Genomic DNA, 17,751 nt, shown 5'->3' on the forward strand with positions numbered 1-17,751 from the left:
CCTCCCTCCTATCGGGTGCCCAGGTACTGCATGGCGGACGGTGCCGCGGTACCTGAGACGATGTCGGACAGGTCGGCGTAAACGCTCTCAATGAGTTCGAGACGCACATCGGCGCCCCCGAGACCGTAGATGTAGTTGACAAGCGGCACACGGGCATCGAGGTCGTAGAGCGCGCTCTTGACCTCGAGGAAGACCGGCCCGCCCTCCGCGCCGAAGCTCTCCGAGCGATCCAGAACCGCAACCGCCTTCACGCCCTTGAGCGCTTCGCGAATCTCCGCCGACGGGAACGGTCGGAAGCAGCGGATCTTGAGGACCCCTGCTTTGACGCCCTTCGCGCGCAGGTCGCGCGCCACATGTCGGGCGTTGCCTGCCGTGGAGCCGATGACGACGATCGCGACGTCAGCGTCATCCATGCCCCAACCCTCGACGACGTCGAAGGGACGGCCCGCCAAGGCCGAGAACTCAGCGCCCACGCTCTTCACGACGGAGAGTGCCGCATCCATCGCGGTGCGCTGCTGCTTCTTGAACTCGAAGTAGGCACCCCCCAACCCCGAGAAGTTGCCGTGGCTGACAGGCTTGTCGGTGTCGAGCAGCGCGTAGCGCGGGGTGTACTCGCCGACGAACTCAGTGACGCTCGCGTCATCCAGCATCTCGGCGCGATCGATCGAATGGGTCGTGATGAAGCCGTCGAGGCACGTCATAACCGGAAGCATGACGTCCGCATGCTCGGCTATGCGCACGCTCATGATCGTATTGTCGTAAGCCTCCTGCGCGGTCTCGGCGAAGAGCATGACCCAACCAGCGTCACGGGCACCCATCGCATCCGAGTGGTCGCAGTGGATGTTGATCGGGGCGGCCAGCGCACGGTTCGCGTTGGCCATAACGATCGGTAGCCGCAGGCCGGAAGCGATGTAGAGCTCCTCCCACATCAGGGCGAGGCCCTGGGAGCAGGTGGCGGTCATGACGCGAGCGCCGGCGGCCGAAGCGCCCACGCACGCGCTCATCGCGGAGTGCTCGGACTCGACGGTGACGTACTCGGCGTGGGTCTTGCCATTGGCTGCGAACTTGGCGAACTCCTCGACGATGGTCGTCTGCGGAGTGATGGGGTAGGCGGCCATGACGTCTGGCTTGCACTGACGCATAGCCTCGGCCACGAGAACGTTTCCCGTGGTAGCAACGGTAGTCTGCTCAGCCATCTCTACTTCACCCCCGGCAGTTCGCAGCCCTCAGGAATCATCTCAATGGCCTTTCTGCCGAACTTCGGGTTCGTGGGGCACTCGTTGGCGCAGATCCCGCAACCCTTGCAGTGCTCAAGATCGAAGTCGACGACCTTCTCGCCGTCCAGTACGACCGCGGTGTCCGGGCAGAAGATCCAACACAGCAGGCACTGCGTGCAGGCCTTGTCGTCGCGTACCGGGCGCTCCGAGCGCCACCCGCCCACGTTGTAGTCGTGCGAGTTACCGCCCTCAGGAATGACGGCCCCGGGAGGGAACTCCTCGGACTTCCACTCATTGACGCGTGAGATATCCCACTTCATGCCACGGTCACCTCCTCATGTGCACGGTCGACCGCCGCGAAGTTCGCGTCGATCATCTCCTGGCCGAACTTCTTGCCGAGGTTGGTGGCGAGCAGCCCCTTGAACGAGTCGAGGTCGACCGCACCCGTCACCGCGATCATCGCGCCGACGATGGGCGTATTGGGGATGTCACGCTTGATGGTGTCGAGGGCGATACCGCTCGCGTCCACGCACGCAACCTTCTGGGTGTCAGGCATTCCGAGGGCCTTCTTGACCGCAGCAGCAGGCGAGCACGTGTTGATGATGAGTGCGCCGTCCTGCTTCAACCCCTCGGTCACGTCGACCACATCGAGGAGTGTCTCGTCCAAGACGATGACGATGTCGGGAAACTCGATATTGTTGTGAATCTCGATGGGCTCGTCGCAGATTCGGGTGAACGCCTTGATCGGCGCACCCATGCGCTCCGGACCGTACTCGGGCATCGCCTGCATGTACAGATTCGCCGACAACGCGGTCTCGGCGACGACCTTGGCAGCCGTGACGGCTCCCTGGCCGGCGCGCGCGTGCCAACGGATCTCAGTCAGCTTCGGCATGGCGCCCCCTTCCTTCACTTGAATCGTCGACCCCGTCACGGGGTCGCGACGAGGTCAGTACAGGATAGGGGCGGCATGGGCACACGGCGGCGTACGGCGTCATCAAGGCGGTCAGCGGTGCGATGGCATCGGTGAACGGTAGACAGAAACTGGAATCACGCAGGGCCGGGTCCGAGGGCGCCAGCGAGCGCAGTCTGCGGACCGCTACATCTCGCGACGGGCTTCCAGCGCGCGGCCCAGCGTCACCTCGTCGGCGAACTCGATGTCGCCTCCGACGGGAAGTCCACTGGCTATCCGCGTCACACGTATGCCGAGAGGCTTGATGAGCCGCGCCAGATACAGGGCGGTCGTCTCTCCCTCGACGTTGGGGTTCGTGGCAACGACGATCTCGGTCACATCGGCGGAGCCGAGGCGCTCGATGAGCTCTCGCATCCGCAACTGGTCAGGTCCGATTCCGTCGATGGGGGACACGGCGCCGTGGAGCACATGGTAGAGACCGCGGTACTCGTGCGTGCGCTCGACCGCTGCGAGGTCGCGCGGCTCTTCGACGACGCAGATCATCGACTCATCCCGCTGAGGATCGGAACACACGCCGCACAGCTCGTCCTCGGCGAAGTTGAAGCAGCGCGGGCAGAAGTGGATGCTTCGCTTCACCTCGCTGATAGCGGAGGCGAGTCGGTCGGCATCGCTCGTCTCCACGGTCAGCAGCCAGTACGCGATGCGCTGAGCGCTCTTCGGCCCCACGCCGGGAAGCCTCTCGAGTTCCTCCAGCAGGCGCTGGATGGGAGTCGGATAGCGCACGCTACATGAGCCCCGGGACGTTCATGCCCCCGGTGATCGCGGCCATCTTGGTGTTTGCCAGCTCCTGCGCCGAACGCAGTGCCTCGTTGGCCGCGGCAGCAACCATGTCCTGCAGCAGCTCGACGTCATCGGGGTCGACGGCCTCCGGATTGATGTGCACCGACTCGATCCTCAGATCGCCGGTCATGACAACGCGAACCATACCGCCGCCCGCCGACGCCTCGACCCGCTCTTCCTTGAGCTCCTCCTGCACGACGGCCATCTTGGCCTGAGCCTGCTGTACCTGCTTCATCATCTTTCCGAAGTTCACTAGTCTTCCTTTCGTTCGTTTGCCGGGTGCTCGCTCACCATCTGCGCCCCAAGCTGATTGAACAGAACATGCTCCAAGTCTGATGCCGGCTCCGCAGAACCATCGGAGGACGCCGGCTCGGCGCTCTCGGCCGCGACGGCATCCTGCGGTGCCGCTACCGCAGGCTCGACAGCGGCCGCAACAGGCTCGGCTGTTGTCACGGCCGGCTCGGCCTCAGGCGTTGCCTCAGCCACGCGCGGCGGCGCTTCCGGCTCCAAGACCGGACGTACTGGTCCACGTCCCAGCTGGTAGCGGAAGGGCGGCGCCACGCCGAAGACCACCGCAAGAGCGTCTCTCAGCAGGATGCGCGTCTCAGGCTCTTCAGCCAACTGCAGCGAGAACTGCTGGTCCTTGGGGAACTCGAGCACGAGCGTCCGTTCGTCCGCATCGACATCGATCTCGACCATCGCGAACGTGTGAGCACGAGCGGGTCGCAGCTTCTTGACCTCGACGAGCGTCGCCTTCCAAGCGCGCTTGGCAGAGGCCCTGTCGATGGTGCCGGCCTCGCCTACCGGGTGCACGGCAGCCTCACCGGGCGACGCCACGACGGCATCGGCTCCGGCCGATTCGGCTGCCGGGGCGACCGATGGTGCGACCTGCTCGGCGGCCTTCACGGCGACCGGTTCCGGCGCCGGTTCGGACGCGGGCATCTTCTCCGATGCCGCGTCCACCGTGGACTCGGAGGCCCCCACGGACACCGCGGGCACCGCGGCGGGCAGGGGCCCCGCCCCGGAGCGCAACGCGCGCTCGACGGTCTCCACTCGGGCGGCGAGCGCCGGAAGGGTCGTCTCGCCCTGCGGGCGCGCCATGCGCGTAAGCGCGATCTCGAGGGAGAGGCGCGGATCGCTCGACCAGCGCAGCTCCGCCGCAAGGTCCACCAGCACGTCGAGCACGTGCTCGATCCGCGAGGGGCCGCCGAACTCAGCGGCCTGTGCGATGAGGAGAGCCATCTCATCAGCCGGGCGGTCGACGATACCGCTCACGTCACCGATCACCGTAGCGACGTACAGGTCACGGACGTGGCCGGTGAGCTCCCGCACGAGCTCGGCCACATCGGCACCGGTCTCGACGATGTCGGCGACCCAGACGAAGCAACCGGCGACATCCTGACGCGCCATCAGGCCGGCGAGCGTGAACAGCTGCGAAGAATCGACCTCGCACAGCATCCCCTCGACATCGTCGACGGTGATCTCGCCACCCGTGTAGGCCGCCAGTTGTTCGAGGGCCGTGATTGCGTCGCGCATGCCGCCATCGGCATGACGCGCTATGAGGGTGAAGGCGCCCCGGTCGACCTTGAACCCCTCGGATTCGGCGATGAACCGCAGGTGATCTGCGACGTCTTCGACGCTGATGCGATGGAAGTCGAAGCGTTGGCAGCGCGAGTGAATCGTGTCCGGGACCTTGTGCGGATGGGTCGTGCACATGACGAACACGACGTGGGACGGCGGCTCCTCGAGCGTCTTGAGCAGCGCGTTGAACGACGACGGCGACAGCATGTGCACCTCGTCGATGATGTAGATCTTGTACGCGCCGCGGGTGGGCGCGTACTGCACGCGATTGATGATCTGATCGCGCACGATATCGACCTGGGTATGCGATGCAGCGTCAAGCTCGAAGACATCCGGGTGGTTGCCTTCGGCGACCGCGCGACACTCCTCGCAGGTGCCGTCGGGCTCCGCGGCGGGCGCTCGCTCGCACAGAAGGGCCTTGGCAAGAAGCCGCGCCGTGGTCGTCTTGCCCGTTCCGCGCGGCCCGGTGAACAGGTACGCGTGGGCGACCTTGCCCTCGGCGACCGCATTGCGCAGTGTGCGCTCTATGGGCTGCTGCCCGACCACCTCGTCAAACGTGGCCGGACGGTACTTGCGATAGAGCGACTGGTGCGCCATCGGCCTCGTTGCCCCTTGCGTCTTGAACATGCTGATCTACCTTGCGAGTATACCGCCGCACTCTGACGGGACCTCGCGTGAATCACAGAAGCGCGCCCTGCGGACCCGGACGCTCGCCAGAGGCCCCTTATGGCTGCTGCCTTCCGGCCCTGACCAGGTTCGGGACATGTCGCCGTCCGAGCCCGCGCGACGCGCTCCTCGCGGACGCACAGTATACCGTGCGCGCCGCCGAGCGACATGCTCATTGGCGCCCTACTTCACGACCCTACTTCGTGGTGAATCCCATCAGCCCGAGCGCCGTGGTCACCGCGACGATTCCCAGCATCACCGCGGCCGTCAAGCCCACCAGCGCCAGCGGTGAGAGCGCCCCGCCGCGCCGGCCACGAATCTCGAGCGCTTCTGCCTTCGGGCACGCGTCGACGCAGAGCGCGCACGCGATACATTCGCTATCGCTCACCACCGACTCGACACCCGAGACCTCGATGTTCACCGGACACACCTTGTCGCACGCTCCGCAGTCAACGCAGGCCCCCGAGACCCGGGTGACGCGAAACCAGCTCAGGCGACTGAACAGTGCGAGGAACGCGCCCATCGGGCACAGGTACTTGCAGAAGAAGCGGTCGTAGACGAACGAACCGGCGAGCGATACGCCGAGAACCGCCGCCCCGATGCCGAACTCGGTGAAGAGCTCCGGGGATGTCAGGTGGTGGTAGGCGGCCCAGGGGTCATACGGCCGAATCACCAGCGTGCCGAAGAGCCAGGACAGCCAGGTGAAGATCCCGAACACCGCGTACTTGAGCATCCGGGCCGGGATGTCGAGACCCGCTGGGACCTCTCGCCGCCGCACGCCGATGCGCCCTCGCAACGACCCGAAGATCTCTTGAAGCGTGCCCAGCGGACAGAACTGTCCGCAGAAGGCGCGACCAACCGCCAGGTTGAGCGCCACAGCGCCGCCAAGGAGCACGACGCTTCCCCACGCGATGCGCTTGATGAATACTCCCGCCGACAGCAGCGCCCACAGCGACTCGATTCCGCCGAACGGGCACAGCGCATCAACGCCGACGACCCCAAGGTGCCGAGCCTTCTGATGGAGCAGACCGATCACCGTGCTCGTCGCGAGAACCGTGAGCACCAGTGCCCACCGGGCTACCCGGAAGCCCCGATCACCTCGGCCGGTGGCCCGTGTCGGTGTCACTTGGCGCAGTTCTCAGTCGCAGGTGTGAGCTTGCGCCCCAAGCGGCGCTGGATGGCGTGAACGATGCCCGGCGAGACGCTGACAAGGATGATCCCGATGACGAGGTACTCAAGGTTCTCCGCAACGGCAGGGATGTTGCCAAAGAAGTACCCCGCTCCCACAAACAGCACGATCCAAGCGACGGCGCCTGTGACGTTGTACAGTGCGAAGCGACCGTAGTCCATGTGGCCGATACCCGCGATGAACGGGGCGAAGGTCCGGATGAAGGGAAAGAAGCGGGCGAGCGAGATGGTCTTGCCGCCATGACGGCAGAAGAACGTTTCGGTCTCCGCGACGTGCTCGGGCGTGATCACCCGAGAGAACTTGCCCGAGTTGAGAATCGCCCGGCCCCACTTACGCCCGATAGAGTAGTTCACCGCATCACCCAGCACGGCCGCCACGAAGAGGACCCCGACGATCACCCAGACGTTGAGCCCCCCGACAGCGGCAATCGCCCCTCCGGCAAATAGCAGCGAATCGCCGGGCAGAAACGGCATGATGACGACACCGGTCTCCATAAAGACGATGACGAACAGAATCGCGTAGATCCAGATACCGTACACCGCCGCCCACTGAGCAAGGACGGCGTCGAGATTGAAGAAGAGGTCAGTGAAGAACGAGATGATATCCATGGGTCTCCGGGACGAGGGCTCGAGCGGTCGCGAGAGAGCATACTCCATGCTGTCGGAACGGAGCATAGCGTGGTCTCAAGCGCTACTGAACCGTCACTCGCGACGTCGCTACGACGAGGAGTCGGCTTCAGACGAGGCCCTTGCCGCGCTCGACCGTGTGTGCCAGGGGTTCCGCCCGTACCCCGACGCACGGGCGGTTCTCGTGCGCACGCCGTCGGTCGACATCTTCACCGGTGCCGTCGGCTCGTACGGCAAGGTGGTCGGGGCTCCTCACGTGCTGGCGTTCATCGCGAACGAAAGCTCGCCGGCGTCGGCCCTGCACCTCGGCTACACCGGCGAAGCCGTCGTGTTGGAGGCCACTGCTCAGGGACTCGATACCTGCTGGGTCGCCGGCTTCTTTGACCGGGGGGCCGCGTCACAACTGGTCGAGCTCGCGCCCGAAGAACGCATCGCCGCAGTCTCGCCCGTCGGGCATACCGCCGTGAAGCGGTCGTCCACCGAGCGCACCATGAGCGCCCTGGCCCGCTCTAAACAGCGCAAGCCACTCCGCACCATCGCCAAGGACGCCAGCCTCGAATGGCCGCAGTGGGCGCTCGGCGCGATCGAAGCTGCACGGGTCGCACCGTCGGCGATGAATCGCCAGCCGTGGCGGTTCCGCCTCGAGGATGGATCGCTTGTCCTGTCGATGGACTCGAACCGGCAGATTCCGGTGGTGCGCAAGGAGTTGGACTGCGGCATCGCGATGCTGCACGCGGAGGTGGCAGCCCACGCCCATGGCGTTCAGGGTCGATGGGTCGAGGCCCGTGAAGGACGCGACCTCGCACGCTTCACCCCCGTGGTCGAAACAGCGCAATCCACCGCGGACAGCGAGTGAGTCCCGTGCGCGTGGCGATCGCCGGCGGAAACGGCTTCATCGGGCGGTTGCTCACCGATCAGCTTCTGGAGTCGGGCGCCGATGTCGCGTGGCTCTCTCACTCGCCTGGCCGTCGCCTGCTGCCGTCCGGTGTCTCGGAGGTCGCTTTCAGGCCCGGTGCCGACGGTGCCTGGCAGCGCGAGGTGGCGGATGCTGACGCGATCGTCAACCTGTCCGGGTACCCCATCGCCAGCCGATGGAGCCCTCGCGTGAAGGCACAACTCCGGTCAAGCCGCATCGACACCACGCAGGCGCTTGTCGGTGCGATTGCCGCCGCCCGCGCTCGGGACCGGGGACCAACCGTTCTGGTGAACGCATCGGGCATCGGTGTCTACGGTGACGGTGGCGAAGAGGTTCTGACCGAGGAGTCCCGTATCGGCGGGGATTGGCTCGCCGACCTGGCCGTCGACTGGGAGAACGCGGCATGCCCCGCTGAGGCGAGCGGCTGCAGAGTCGTCATCGTGCGCACCGGCCTGGTGCTGGGAGCCGAAGGTCTACTGCCGAAGCTCCTGCTGCCGATGCGCCTGTTCGTCGGGGGTCCGGTCGGCTCCGGCAAACAGTGGACGCCGTGGATTCACCAGAGGGATATCGCAGCTGTGTACCGGCACGCCATCGAGTCGCCGACGTTGAGCGGCCCAGTGAACGCCTGCGCCCCGAACGCCGTGCGCATGAAGGAGCTCACCGCCGCGCTGGGACACGTCGTCGGACGACCGTCGTGGCTTCCGGTTCCCGGCGTCGCGCTGCGTGTCGTCTTGGGCGAAGTCGCTCCTTACACGCTCATGAGCCAGCGAGCATCCGCGTCCAGACTGGTCAAAGCCGGCTTCCAGTTCGCGTTTCCTGCGCTTGATGTCGCCCTGCACGACCTGCTCGACTAGTCGTGGCGGTCTGACCGGGCAGCGACGCCCCCCAAGACAGCCCGCCTCACAGCGCTCGCGAGAACAGCCGCGCGACCGCGTTGCGGAACCGTGCAAGCGGCCCTATCCGGGCGAGCACCTCGCCCGTGAGCTCCCTGCAGCACAGCGAATCCGCATCAAACAGCGCCTCCTGTCTACGAGCGATCGCCGCGTCGTAGAAGAACAACTGCAGCTCATCGTGCAGTGCGAAGCTGCGATAGTCGAAGTTCGTCGTGCCGATGGACGCGAGTCTTCCGTCGACGGTGACCGCCTTGGCGTGCAGGAAGCCGGCCTCGTACTGAAGCACCGTCGCACCGGCGGCCACGAGTTCGTCGAGGTAGCTGAACGCCGCCCACCACGGCAGTCGCTTGTCGTGCACGCCCGCCATCATGAGCTTCACGTCGATGCCCGCGAATGCCGAAGCCGCGAGGGCATCGGCGATCGTCTGATCCGGCACGTAGTACGGCGACTGTACCCGCACCGACGCGTTCGCATGAGAGATGGCGAACAGCAGTACGTGTCTGAGCGCCTGCCACTGGGATTCAGGTCCCGAAAAGGCGAGTTGCGCCCAAACCCAACCGCTCTCAGGAAGTGGCTCGGGCTCAGGGAACCGCTCCGCGTCGAACAAGCTCTCGCCGGTCACCCGATACCACCTTGAGCAGTACAGCGCGTGCACGTCATGCACGAGCGGGCCCTCGAAGCGCACATGCGTGTCACGCCACACGTCGAAACGACGCCCGCCATCGGCGTACTCGCGACCCATGTTCATGCCGCCCGTGTAGGCGATGCGCCCGTCGATGACCACCGTCTTGCGGTGGTTACGGAAGTTGAGCTTGCGCCAATCGGCTCGATCGGGCCGCACCTGTGCGCCCGCTGCACGCAAGGCCTTCAGCTGCTTCTTGCCATAGGGCGCCGAGCCGATCCAGTCGTACAGCACCCGCACTTCAACACCCTCATGGACCTTGCGAGCGAGGAGGTCGCACACCTGCTGGGTCAGGTCATCCGACTCCCAGATGAAGTACTGCAGATGGACGAAGCGTTTCGCACCCTCGATGTCCTCGAGCAGCCGCGCGAACTTCTCGTCACCCGTCGAGAAGATCTGCAGATCCACGCAGGGCAACGCCGTCGTACCGTTGAAGCGCTCGATCGCCCGGGAGACGCCCGCGAAGAGCGGGTCCGCCGCCGTCTCAGTGTCCGCGAACCGATAGCACCCACGCACTTCCCTCAGCGCCTCGGCCGCAAGAGCCGTGGCCTCTTGGCGACGTCGGTCGCGGGCTCCGGAGCGCCGAAGGTCACGACCGAACAGCAGATAGAGTCCCACGCCGAGTACCGGCACGAGCAGCAGCACGAGGATCCAGGCGAGCGTCGTCGAAGGATCGCGCTCCTCGTAGATGAGGGTCACGATGACTGCAACCGCGTACACGGCTATGGCGAGGAGGATCAAGTCGTAGGACACGAGTTCATCGTACCCGCCCACGGACTCGCTGAGCACCTCGGGCGCGAGGAGCGTATACTTGCGCTATGACGTTTGAAGAACTCGGTCTATCAGACGAGATACTCGCGGCGGTGGCCGCGCTCGGCTACGTAGAGCCAACCCCAATTCAAGAACAAGCCATCCCCCTGGTCCTAGCGGGCCGGGACGTCGTTGGCGCGGCGCAAACCGGCACCGGCAAGACGGCCGCCTTCACCCTGCCGCTGCTCCAGTGCATCGGCGTCGGGCGGGGCGCACCCCTCGCGCTCGTCGTGACTCCCACCCGCGAACTCGCGGCGCAGATCGATGGCGTCGCGGCGGCGGTATCCGAGCACACGGGGCAGCGCATCGCCGCCATCGTCGGCGGTGTGGGCTACGGCCCGCAGCTCAAGCGGGTCAAAGACGGCGCCGACGTGTTGGTTGCCACACCCGGGCGCCTCATCGACCTGGTCGATCGCGGAGACGTCGATCTTTCCAAGGTCGAGATCCTCGTGCTGGATGAAGCCGACCGCATGCTCGACATGGGCTTCTGGCCGAGCGTGAGACGCATCCTGAGCTTCCTGCCGGCCAAGCGACAGAACCTGCTGTTCTCGGCGACCATCTCGCCGGAGATAACCCAGATCGTGGGCCGTATGCTCCACGAGCCGGCGTTCATCGAGATCGCGCGCAAGGGCACCACCGCCGAAGGCATCGAGCAGGCGATCATGCCCGTAGAGCAGTCACAAAAACCCGAGCTCCTTGCCGCGCTCATCGAGTCGCGCGGCGCGGACCGCGTCTTGGTGTTCACCAAGACGAAGGCACGCGCGGACCTCGTTCGCACGATTCTGGACCGCCTGGGCCTGAATGTGGCGGTCATGCACGCGGATCGCACGCAGCAGCAGCGCGACTCTGCGCTCGCCCGATTCTCGGAGGGCAAGGTGGACGTGCTCGTGGCCACCGACATAATCGCCCGGGGCATCGACGTCTCGGAGATAGACCACGTCGTCAACTATGACGTGCCGGAGAACCCCGAGGACTACGTCCATCGCATCGGCCGAACCGGCCGCGCGGGAGCGAGTGGATACGCGCTCACGCTTGTGGGCCCCGACGAGATCACGCAGCTGCGCGAGATCGAGTACATGCTCGGCAAGATCCTGCCGTCGAAAGACGTGGAGGGTTTTCCGTACCGCGAAGGGCGCATCATCCCGTTCGAGGGGCGCCCTGCGAAGAAGCCGACGCGTGCCGCCTTCGGCGCGAAGGCCCGCTCGAGCAGGATCGGCCGCCGGTAGAGCCTCACAGGTCCTACGGTACGGTCAGGTAGACCGCGCGCGACGTCGTGGCGGCGTGGCGGGTGCTGGCGGGCACGCTCGCGGTGATGCGCCACTTTCCGGATCCTGGCACGGTGAGTCGAGCCGTGTAGCGGGTCGCTCCGTCACGCTGGCTGGCTTCCGCGCGCACGGTGCGCCGCGACACGTACCGTGCGCCCTGGAGCTCCGCTAGCACCACGCGTACGACGCCGTCGGCGTCGTACGTCGGCTTGAGCGTGCCCGCCACCGTGAACGCGACGCCCCTGCGAACCGACCCCACCGGCACCGGAGGACTCAGCTGAGCGCGCGGGGTCACTTCGACGGTCCTGCTCACCGATTCAAAACGCCCCGGGGCGCCCTCGAACCGCACGCGGTATCGCGTCTGGCGAGCGGGTTTCACCGACACCCGGAATCCCCCGAAGGCATTCAGGGAGCCTGATGCGATGCCCAGAGTCCATCCGGATGATCCCGCAGGGCGTCTGTCCACGATGAATCCGGCCCGGGTAACGGGTTGGCCATCGGCCTCTTTCACCGAACCTGACAGGAATACCGACCCGCCCCACGCGCATGTCTTCGGAGCGGACACGGCAACGTTGGTCGGGCGTCCCTTCTCCCATGCGAGCGAGTACGCGCCGCCGCCCTCCTCAGCACTGACCACGATTCGGTAGACGCCTTCGGCCTCATCCGGGACGGCATAGTCCAGCCGAACCGATGTGCCCGTGGAAAGGACCGAGACGAGCGGTGCAGCGAGCGCGGTGCTCTCGCCTGAGGGGTCATAGAGGGTCAACGATATCGTGGCTGTTTCGGAGCCCTTGAACCACAGCCGGATCTCCTGTCCTGCAGCAAGCGCAATGGACAGCACGTCAACCGGGTCGGTCACCTCGTCCACGACGCCGTCGTGTGTGGCGGTGGTGAGGGGGATTCCCGGGAACTCGTCGTCAGAGGGCGCTTCGGGGTCCTCTCCGAGCGCGCGGTCGGCACGCACGAGACCAAACCCGAATCGGGGATCCTTGCCCATGGGCCCCAGATCCTCTGCGGTGTCCATGAGACGTCGGATCACCATTCCGGCGGTCCAGGTAGGATTGGCGGATCGCAGCAATGCGGCCACCCCGGCCACGTGGGGCGTGGCCATGGAGGTTCCGCTCATGACGCCCGTTCCCGAATCGGCTGCACCAGTGATCGGTCGTAGCGAGTGAACCGCTACCCCCGGCGCAACCATGTCGAGCCGATCGCCGAATCGGGAGAACGAAGCGGACGCATCCGTCTCGTCGACTGCGCCCACGGACACGACATCCGGATACGCAGCTGGATAGTCGAGCCCCGCGATGCCGCGGTTGCCCGCAGCCGCCACTACGACACAACCCTTGGAGACCGCGTAGTCGACGGCGTCGCTCAGCACGCGCGCATCGTCGGGTCCGCCGGCGCTCACGTTGATGACATCGGCACCTTGATCGGCGGCGTAGCGAATGCCCTCCGCCATGGTGGAGGTTTCTCCGTTGCCCCATCTGTCCAGCACCCGGACGGGAATCAGCACGCACTCGCCGGCGATGCCCGCCACGTGACTTCCGTTGTCCGTCGCCGCCGCCAACACCCCCGCCACATGCGTGCCGTGGCCGAAGCCGTCATCGGCGACCGCGTCGCGGCCGATGAAATCGTAACCACGCGACGTATCGATTCGTCCCTCGAGGTCGGGGTGATCCAGGTCCACGCCGGAGTCCACCACCGCTATCCTCACCTCGCGGGAACCCTGGGTGATATCCCACGCATCGGGTGCGCCGATGCGCTCAAGGTTCCATTGAAGGCCGAAGTCAGGGTCGTCAGGCACGAACGCCGCTGTCACCCTGCTCTCCGGCTCGGCGTACTCGACTCCGGGCAAGCGTGAGACGGAAGCCGCGAATGCGGCGGGGTCCTCGCCCTCAGGAGCATCCGCAACGAGGAAGGCTCCGGGCCCGCTGCGCCGGATCACCGTGCCGCCGGCCCTCACGACCCGATTCTCCACGGCCTCAATGGTTCCTGCGGCCACGCCCACAACGACCGAGCCGGTCCACGCCTTCTCGGCGATGCGAGTCGAAGAGGCGACCTTGGCTCCCGCGGTGGGCACGGCGAGCCCGAACGCCAGCGACACTGCGAGGATAAGTCGGAGGAACTCGGATGTCGGGCGAGTGAACACCTACTTCACCGTCACCGTGCGCGGAGACGAAACGGTCGCGGCATGAAGCGTGTCGGTCGGCACGGACGCCCGCAGTTGGAACGTCCCCTTAGGGAGTTTCAGTGAAGCACTCCACCCCGTCGACGAGTGCCGTGCCGGCACAGCGCGATAGACGCGCCACCCGGAACCAGACTTGCGAGCGACGAGCACACGGACATGCCCGGAGCCCCGGCTGTGTGCGGGCTTGAGCGCACCGCTCACCGTGAATGCCTTTCCGAACGTCGCACGCGACGGCGCCTTCGGCGCGGGCAGGTATGCGCGCGGCCACACGGTCATGACGGGGCCGATTCCGTAACCGACCGCACTGCCGTCCTGCGTCACGCTCCATGTGCTCTGAATGCGGTAGTCGGTCCGCTTAGCCGGCTTGGCCTGCAACGTGAATGAGCCGTCGGCGGCGGTCTTGGTCGAGGCGACCCTGGTCCATGTGGTGGAGCCGTACGGTCGCTGCCTGATCTGGACCGCGAACCCGACCATCGGACGACCGGCGACAAGGGCGGTGCCGGTGGCTGACGCGCTGCCGCCGAACCGGACGATCACCGGAGCCGTGGACATGATGTCGGGCGTCGGCAGCTGAGTCCGGCGCCACACCAACGTGTAGGGACCGGATCCATCGAACTGCTGCGCAACGTGTACGTAGAACGTGGCCGTCGACGATCGATCGGAGACGTAGGAGATGCGCTCAACCGCCCCGGTCGCCCCCTCGGAAGCGCGCAGGATCGGTGTGAACGGCCTGGTGAACGCGACGGACAGACGGCGGGTGCCGGGCGCGATGAGATACAGATCGAAATCCGCATCGGGGGGCGGCGTCATCGTCGCCTCAAAACGCTCGTTGTAGGCCAGCCGGAACTGGTACACGTCGTCGATGTCCCACAGTGGCACATTGCCCGGGCCGACCGCGGTGGTCTCGGTGAGGGAGTCACGCACCGTCCCCCCCGAGCCCTGTAGCGCGACTCCGGGGATGTCATCGTCAGCCGCGCGCGCGAACGCCGCGCCGACGCTCAACACGATGAACACGATAGCAAGCACGACAACGCGGCTTGTGAAAACGCCTCTTCGCCTCATCAAAACGCAGCCTTCCTCAACGGGGACCGATCGCACGAGCGACATTCGAGTCGCCCCTTGCCAACGCTACTGGGTCAGCAGCACCGGCGCGCCAATACCAAGCGTCACTGAAGCAGAAACCGGTCCTCCGGATTCGCCCTCAGTCACTGTGACGCTCGATTCGGCGTTTCCCTTACGGAACATCAGGACGGTCTTGCGGCCCGTAGAATCCTGGGCTTCTTCGCCTACCTGCTCCCATTGCCGCCCTAGGTAGGCAGCGCGGTACCACTGGACAAGATCCTCGAACCCGTTAGGCACTTCCACGACGTAATCCCACGCGTCGTCTCCCTGTGCTTGTGCGCGCGTGAAGTCTCCCACGGGAACGGGCACCTCGGCCGGGAAGCTCGTCGCTATCGTCGCGCGCTTCGCAGACGGCGTCATCGGCTCGATTGCCAACGGTGCGGACGAGCCCGCCGGAACCGGGTTCTCAGGGACACATGCGACGCCAACCGCGCACAGCAGCGCCAGAGCCGCGACGGCTGCGTACCTCAGAAGCCTCATGGTTTCTCCTCGCACCTACGCTCCGCTGCCGCACGTTGCCACGGCCAACGGCCCTCGATCTCGACCTCAAGCGACCACGAGAGGAAGGTCCGAATGATGACGAGCGCACCGAGGACGGCCAGGTTCTCAAGTGTGGGCTCCACGGCGATCGTGCGAATCAGGTCGGCAGCGACGAGAATCTCCAGCCCCAGGAGCACGCTGCGCCCGAAGGTAGCGCGGAATGCTTCGTAGGGCGTGATCGCCGATCCGCGGACACGGTACGCTCGCACGAGTGCGTAGAAGAAGCCCGCGAGGATCACGAGCACTCCCGTGACCTCAAACAAGACGGATACCTGCGACATCACTGCCTGTACTTGATCATGCATGCGCACCAGTCTACCCCCACAAGGCCGTCAAGCCCCGCAGTGGGCTCATCGAAGGCAACTGACAGGACCGTCTGGAGCGCTTACCGCCCGAGCACGTGACGGCAGCAGCCGGCACAGGAGCAACCTCTCGGTCGTCCAACTCCTCGGAACGAGGCTTCGCTCAGTTCTGCGCGTGGCGGACGAAGGTCATCTGCTCGCCGGCCATATCCTTCAGGACCTGAATCCTCGCGAGCGGGTCCAGTGCGGCCAGTTCGTCGCGCATCCGGCCCTCGGCGGCCAAGATGCGTGAACCCCTCTGGTGCACTGCGCTCCGGCTCACGATGACAAGCCCGAGGGCGACAAGCGCAAGAGGCGCCAGCAGTGAGGTCAGTCCCTTGTGTCCTCGAATCACCTGAGTCATGCCCCACGCCACCCCCCCGCTCACAAGGGTCAATCCGGCCGCCATGGTCACGGCGTCTCCGTCCACTCGATCGCCGAACTCCTCGCGAATCTCATTGGCGCGGGCAAGGAGCGCCTCGCGTCGGGCGAACAGATCATCTCGTGCTGTCATGATGTCCTCACGCGAGACCATCACGATCACCTCCAAAGGTTGAGTCCTCCACTGAAGTTCATCCCCCGCCCCAAACCGCACGACTCACCCACGTGGATGCGGGCGCTATGCTGTGTGCAGTCACCGAGATTCGGAGCTGCGCATGCCCGACGACGACCCACTCACTCCTGAGCACCATCGCGTACCCGGTGCCGACATCCTTCGGGAGGACACGTGGGGCGAGAAGCCCGATCAGTGTCCGGGGTGCGGCCAGCCGATCTCCGGCGGACAGGCCCAGTGCCGCACGTGCGGCCAGTGGCTCGAAACCTGCGCGCGCTCGTGCTCGAGTTGCGCCTCGCCGCGCTGCGTCGGAGGGCTCCGAAGCGAGCGCTGAGCACCTAGCTGCGCTCAGTCGCCAAGTCGCTCGCGATGAGTGCTCCGAGCATCAGCAGGGCGTGCCCGATGCCCCAGCCGTAGTCGATGACCGAACCCGAGGAGTACAGGTCGTACGTCGACAGCCACGAGTATGCGACGTCCGTGATCGCGATGACGACCGTGCCAGCAGCGACCGCCCTCCAGGGCCAGACCAGTCGACCTCCCCCAAGCGAGGCCATCACCGAAAGTACGAAGACCGCAGGCGCGATCATGAGCAGCACGTCGCCCAGCGGATAGAGCGAAGAGAACAGCATCTCTGCGGTGGACACGCCCGGCTCGTTCAGGACGAACGGCTTGAGCAGGGCGAAGTACACGATCGCTGCGAGCCCCCCGCCGGTAACGATCGCGATGGTGGCCGGGCGCCGCAGGGGCACGAGGCCGCGGAATGCCAGGCCGGCGGTCAGAAGACCCCACGCCACAAACGGATACTCAAGCAGGTAGAACACATCCGGCCAGCCGGGATAGGGAACTTCTTGCTGCATTCCGACTTCGATGACGGTCCAGATGAAGTCTCCGACGAAATAGCTGAACGTGCCAAGGCCGATGAGCAACCACGGCTTACCCACGCTTCCCAGCGGGCCGAGACGCACGGCCGCGCGTAGAATGACGGCAGCAGCCAACCCCACCACGAGCGTCTCATGGATGTCGCTGACTGCGACGATCCCGGCCTCTCCACCCACCTTCAGCGTCACCAAGATCGCTGCCAGCGCGATGAACGCGATGGTCGACCCGAACAGCACCCACGTGCTTCGGGAGATGATCCGTTGGCTCATCTCACACCGCCATCCCAGCGGCTGCTTCTGAGCGCCCCGATCGCGTCTTCGATGGCGGCCAATGGGGCCACCGGTTCCAGAAGTCGGCGGATGTTCACCTCGAGTTCGGGTAGATCCTGCGCGCACAGATCGTCAGAGGTCTTGCCCAGTTTGAGCGCGGTTGCGCGCACGCATGTGTCCGCGACCGTGCACCCAACGTGGGGCTCAAGCGCGGCCCGGACCTCATCAGCAATTCCCATCTGTCCCCCCCGGAACCTGGATTCA

20 protein-coding genes and 1 other RNA gene are annotated in these 17,751 nt (G+C 65.8%); 4 read left to right on the forward strand and 17 right to left on the reverse strand.

The genetic code is table 11. The features are described from left to right. Positions 1-8: 8 nt before the first annotated feature. The 9 genes from U1E26_03715 to U1E26_03755 form a co-directional block, all read right to left on the reverse strand. Positions 9-1,196, reverse strand: a complete 1,188-nt coding sequence (locus U1E26_03715) for a transketolase C-terminal domain-containing protein (protein ID MDZ4168748.1) — start codon at positions 1,194-1,196, stop codon at positions 9-11. 2 nt (positions 1,197-1,198) lie between these two features. Then, complete coding sequence (locus tag U1E26_03720) at positions 1,199-1,537, reverse strand: 4Fe-4S dicluster-binding protein (GenBank protein MDZ4168749.1); 339 nt, start codon at positions 1,535-1,537, stop codon at positions 1,199-1,201. Continuing rightward, positions 1,534-2,109 (reverse strand): 2-oxoacid:acceptor oxidoreductase family protein, encoded by a 576-nt coding sequence (locus U1E26_03725; protein MDZ4168750.1) that lies wholly within the window; start codon positions 2,107-2,109, stop codon positions 1,534-1,536. Before U1E26_03725 ends, U1E26_03720 begins: the two co-directional genes overlap by 4 nt. Before the next feature lie 204 nt (positions 2,110-2,313). Beyond that, positions 2,314-2,910, reverse strand: coding sequence for a recombination mediator RecR (gene recR, locus U1E26_03730; protein MDZ4168751.1), 597 nt, complete (start codon positions 2,908-2,910; stop codon positions 2,314-2,316). 1 nt (position 2,911) lies between these two features. Next, entirely contained in the window at positions 2,912-3,220 is a 309-nt protein-coding gene (locus tag U1E26_03735) for a YbaB/EbfC family nucleoid-associated protein (protein ID MDZ4168752.1), read from the reverse strand. Beyond that, positions 3,220-5,175 carry a DNA polymerase III subunit gamma/tau gene (dnaX, locus tag U1E26_03740; GenBank protein MDZ4168753.1) on the reverse strand — a complete coding sequence of 652 codons (1,956 nt, stop codon included), beginning with the start codon at positions 5,173-5,175 and terminating at the stop codon, positions 3,220-3,222. The genes U1E26_03735 and dnaX overlap by 1 nt, the downstream gene beginning before the upstream one ends. A gap of 63 nt (positions 5,176-5,238) precedes the next feature. Then, positions 5,239-5,334, reverse strand: an RNA gene (gene ffs, locus U1E26_03745) — signal recognition particle sRNA small type. Positions 5,335-5,410: 76 nt separating this feature from the next. Then, positions 5,411-6,277, reverse strand: coding sequence for a 4Fe-4S binding protein (locus U1E26_03750; GenBank protein ID MDZ4168754.1), 867 nt, complete (start codon positions 6,275-6,277; stop codon positions 5,411-5,413). Between the two features lie 59 nt (positions 6,278-6,336). After that, entirely contained in the window at positions 6,337-7,011 is a 675-nt protein-coding gene (locus U1E26_03755) for a DedA family protein (protein ID MDZ4168755.1), read from the reverse strand. Here U1E26_03755 and U1E26_03760 point away from each other — a divergent pair. Continuing rightward, positions 6,989-7,885: a nitroreductase family protein gene (locus tag U1E26_03760; GenBank protein MDZ4168756.1), complete on the forward strand. Its 897-nt coding sequence runs from the start codon at positions 6,989-6,991 to the stop codon at positions 7,883-7,885. The two genes, U1E26_03755 and U1E26_03760, sit on opposite strands and share 23 nt — an antisense overlap. After that, the gene (locus U1E26_03765) at positions 7,882-8,799 is read left to right on the forward strand and encodes a TIGR01777 family oxidoreductase (GenBank protein MDZ4168757.1); all 918 of its coding nucleotides are present in this window, start codon (positions 7,882-7,884) and stop codon (positions 8,797-8,799) included. The genes U1E26_03760 and U1E26_03765 overlap by 4 nt, the downstream gene beginning before the upstream one ends. Positions 8,800-8,845: 46 nt before the next feature. Here the strand turns inward: U1E26_03765 and cls are convergent, their stop codons facing one another. Then, positions 8,846-10,294, reverse strand: coding sequence for a cardiolipin synthase (gene cls / locus U1E26_03770; GenBank protein MDZ4168758.1), 1,449 nt, complete (start codon positions 10,292-10,294; stop codon positions 8,846-8,848). A 44-nt stretch (positions 10,295-10,338) separates the two neighbouring features. Between cls and U1E26_03775 the strand changes: the two genes are divergently transcribed. After that, positions 10,339-11,556, forward strand: coding sequence for a DEAD/DEAH box helicase (locus tag U1E26_03775; GenBank protein MDZ4168759.1), 1,218 nt, complete (start codon positions 10,339-10,341; stop codon positions 11,554-11,556). Between the two features lie 13 nt (positions 11,557-11,569). Here the strand turns inward: U1E26_03775 and U1E26_03780 are convergent, their stop codons facing one another. The 5 genes from U1E26_03780 to U1E26_03800 form a co-directional block, all read right to left on the reverse strand. Next, the gene (locus U1E26_03780; GenBank protein MDZ4168760.1) at positions 11,570-13,744 is read right to left on the reverse strand and encodes a S8 family peptidase; all 2,175 of its coding nucleotides are present in this window, start codon (positions 13,742-13,744) and stop codon (positions 11,570-11,572) included. Then, on the reverse strand, positions 13,745-14,845 hold the full coding sequence (locus U1E26_03785; GenBank protein ID MDZ4168761.1) for a hypothetical protein: 1,101 nt from the start codon (positions 14,843-14,845) through the stop codon (positions 13,745-13,747). Positions 14,846-14,911: 66 nt separating this feature from the next. Then, a complete protein-coding gene (locus tag U1E26_03790) occupies positions 14,912-15,385 on the reverse strand; it encodes a hypothetical protein (GenBank protein ID MDZ4168762.1) in 474 nt (157 codons plus the stop codon). After that, positions 15,382-15,750, reverse strand: a complete 369-nt coding sequence (locus tag U1E26_03795) for a DUF1622 domain-containing protein (GenBank protein MDZ4168763.1) — start codon at positions 15,748-15,750, stop codon at positions 15,382-15,384. The genes U1E26_03790 and U1E26_03795 overlap by 4 nt, the downstream gene beginning before the upstream one ends. 160 nt (positions 15,751-15,910) lie before the next feature. Beyond that, the gene (locus U1E26_03800) at positions 15,911-16,321 is read right to left on the reverse strand and encodes a hypothetical protein (GenBank protein ID MDZ4168764.1); all 411 of its coding nucleotides are present in this window, start codon (positions 16,319-16,321) and stop codon (positions 15,911-15,913) included. Between the two features lie 121 nt (positions 16,322-16,442). Here U1E26_03800 and U1E26_03805 point away from each other — a divergent pair, with 121 nt between their 5' ends. Next, a complete protein-coding gene (locus U1E26_03805; GenBank protein ID MDZ4168765.1) occupies positions 16,443-16,673 on the forward strand; it encodes a hypothetical protein in 231 nt (76 codons plus the stop codon). Positions 16,674-16,677: 4 nt separating this feature from the next. Here the strand turns inward: U1E26_03805 and U1E26_03810 are convergent, their stop codons facing one another. Both U1E26_03810 and U1E26_03815 read right to left on the reverse strand, forming a co-directional pair. Then, positions 16,678-17,487, reverse strand: a complete 810-nt coding sequence (locus tag U1E26_03810; GenBank protein ID MDZ4168766.1) for a hypothetical protein — start codon at positions 17,485-17,487, stop codon at positions 16,678-16,680. Beyond that, positions 17,484-17,726 (reverse strand): hypothetical protein, encoded by a 243-nt coding sequence (locus U1E26_03815; GenBank protein ID MDZ4168767.1) that lies wholly within the window; start codon positions 17,724-17,726, stop codon positions 17,484-17,486. Before U1E26_03815 ends, U1E26_03810 begins: the two co-directional genes overlap by 4 nt. Between the last annotated feature and the right edge of the window lie 25 nt (positions 17,727-17,751).

The organism is Coriobacteriia bacterium (genome assembly GCA_034370385.1).
Lineage (GTDB): Bacteria > Actinomycetota > Coriobacteriia > Anaerosomatales > PHET01 > JAXMKZ01.